Below are 2580 nucleotides of genomic sequence, written 5' to 3' on the forward strand. Positions count from 1 at the left end.
CGAACCACCTGCCGGACCGCCGCCTGGTCGTCGTCAAGGAGCCGATCGGCGTCACCGCCGCCATCACGCCGTGGAACTTCCCCGCCGCCATGATCACCCGCAAGGCGGGGCCGGCGCTGGCCGCCGGCTGCCCGATGGTGATCAAGCCGGCCACGGCGACGCCGTTCTCGGCGCTGGCGATGTGCGTGCTGGCCGAGCGCGCCGGCATCCCGGCGGGCATCCTCAGCGTGGTCACCGGATCGGCCCGCGAGATCGGCGGCGAGATGACCTCGAACCCCATCGTGCGCAAGCTGTCCTTCACCGGCTCCACCGAGATCGGCAAGCAGCTGATGGCGCAGTGCGCCGGCACGGTGAAGAAGGTGTCGCTGGAGCTGGGCGGCAACGCGCCCTTCGTCGTCTTCGACGACGCCGACCTGGACGCGGCGGTGGCCGGCGCCATGGCGTCCAAGTACCGCAACACCGGGCAGACCTGCGTGTGCGCCAACCGCCTGCTGGTGCAGGACGGCGTCTACGACGCCTTCGCCGAAAAGCTGGCCGCCGCCGTCCGCGCGCTGAAGGTCGGCCCCGGCCTGACGACGGAGGGCGCGCAGCAGGGGCCGCTGATTGACATGAACGCGGTGGAGAAGGTGGAGGACCACATCCGCGATGCCGTGTCGAAGGGGGCCCGCGTCGTGGTGGGCGGCAAGCGGCACGAGCTGGGCGGCAGCTTCTTCGAGCCGACCATCCTGGCCGACGTGACGCCGGAGATGAAGGTGGCGCGGGAGGAGACGTTCGGCCCCGTGGCGCCGCTGTTCCGCTTCACGACGGAGCAGGAGGCGGTGCGCATGGCCAACGACACCGAATTCGGCCTCGCCGCCTATTTCTACAGCCGCGACATCGGCCGCATCTGGCGGGTGGCGGAGGGGTTGGAATACGGGATCGTCGGCATCAACGAGGGCATCATCTCCACCGAGGTCGCCCCCTTCGGCGGCATGAAGGAGAGCGGCATCGGCCGCGAGGGCTCCAAGTACGGCATCGAGGAGTTCGTCGAGATCAAGTACCTGTGCCTGGGCGGCATCGACCAGTAACGGCGTGAGTCACGCCGGGACCGGCTGGACGGCGCCGTTTGACCGGTCCCGGTGTTTTCGTTAAAGTCGCACTATCGTGCTCGGCAACGGGCCGCGGCAGGGCGGGTGATCCGACATGCGCATCGTCTGGCGCCGTGCAAACGGCGATCCCGTCGCCTTCAGCGCGCCGGTGGTCATCGCGGCCGTCCTGATCGTGCTGGCGGTGCTGGGTGGCGGTGGCGCGGCCGTGGTGAGCGCGGTCAACAAGCGCGAACCCGATCCCACCCTGCGCATGGGGCCGAAGAAGAACTACGCCCACCTGCCGGAGATGTCGCTGGCGCTGGGCGGCACCGGCAAGACCATGGACCTGCGCGTCCTCATCGAACTGGACCCCAAGGTCGACCCCAAGGTCGCCGACCCCTACGCCGCGCGCATCGCCGACCGGCTGGGCGACCGCATCCGGCAGATCGAGCCGGAACGGCTGACCGGCGCCGACGGAGCCAACCTGATGAAGAGCACGGTCACCGCGGTGGTCGACCGCGAGCTTCGCCCCGTGAAGGTGCGCGACGTGCTGCTGGAGCGCATGGTCGTGCGGTAGGCCGTTTCGTCATCCGTCTTCCAATGCCGGCCCGGATGCCCTATATCAGCGGCCTCCATGAAAACCGCCGATTTCGACTTCGATCTGCCGCCCGAACGGATCGCCGACCACCCGGTGAAGCCGCGCGACGCCGCGCGCCTGCTGGTCGTGGAGGAGCCGTTCCAGGACCGTGTCGTCCGCGAGCTGCCGGAGCTGCTGCAGCCGGGCGACCTGATGGTCTACAACGACACCCGTGTCATCCCTGCGCGCCTGACCGGCAAGCGCGGCGAGGCGAAGATCGAGGTGACGCTGCACAAGCGCATGGGCGATGACACCTGGGCGGCCTTCGCCAAGAACGCGCGCCGCCTGAAGCCAGGCGACATCGTCACCTTCGTCCGCGACTTCGCCGCCACCGTGCTGGAAAAGCACGAGGGGGGCGAGGTGGTGCTGCGCTTCACGGAATCCGGTGCCGCGCTGTTCGAGCGGCTGCACCGCCACGGCGTCATGCCGCTGCCGCCCTACATCAGCCGTCCGCAGGGCGAGGAATCCTCCGACCGGGACGACTACCAGACCGTCTTCGCCAGGGCCGAGGGTGCCGTCGCCGCGCCCACCGCCGGCCTGCACTTCACGCCGGAACTGCTGGCGGCGCTGGAGGCGCGCGGCGTGCGCCGCGTGCCCGTCACGCTGCACGTGGGCGCCGGCACCTTCCTGCCGGTGAAGGTGGAGGACGTGCGCGACCACAAGATGCACGCCGAGTACGGCGAGGTGTCGCCGGAGACGGCCGCCGCGGTGAACGAGGCGCGCGCGGCCGGCGGGCGCATCGTCGCCGTCGGCACCACGGCGCTGCGCCTGCTGGAATCCGCGGCCAGCGAGGACGGCGTCCTGCACCCCTTCGCCGCCGAGACGGACATCTTCATCACGCCCGGCTACCGGTTCCGCATCGTCGACCGGCTGCTG

At 70.2% G+C, this 2580-nt stretch carries 3 protein-coding genes; all 3 read left to right on the forward strand.

The window, feature by feature from the left end:
* The coding region (locus tag VED21_RS01015; RefSeq protein WP_324880441.1) for an NAD-dependent succinate-semialdehyde dehydrogenase at positions 1–1067 on the forward strand (1067 nt) is incomplete at its 5' end.
* Between the two features lie 115 nt (positions 1068–1182).
* Entirely contained in the window at positions 1183–1644 is a 462-nt protein-coding gene (locus VED21_RS01020; RefSeq protein WP_324880442.1) for a hypothetical protein, read from the forward strand.
* 57 nt (positions 1645–1701) lie between these two features.
* A partial coding sequence (gene queA / locus VED21_RS01025; protein WP_324880443.1) for a tRNA preQ1(34) S-adenosylmethionine ribosyltransferase-isomerase QueA occupies positions 1702–2580 on the forward strand: 879 nt, incomplete at its 3' end.

The sequence above is a fragment of the Azospirillum sp. genome, assembly GCF_035627195.1.
GTDB lineage: Bacteria > Pseudomonadota > Alphaproteobacteria > Azospirillales > Azospirillaceae > Azospirillum.

Bases quoted from the DNA above. Each gene is read 5' to 3' on its own strand.
- VED21_RS01020 (WP_324880442.1), top strand. From the start codon at position 1,183: ATGCGCATCGTCTGGCGCCGTGCAAACGGCGATCCCGTCGCCTTCAGC.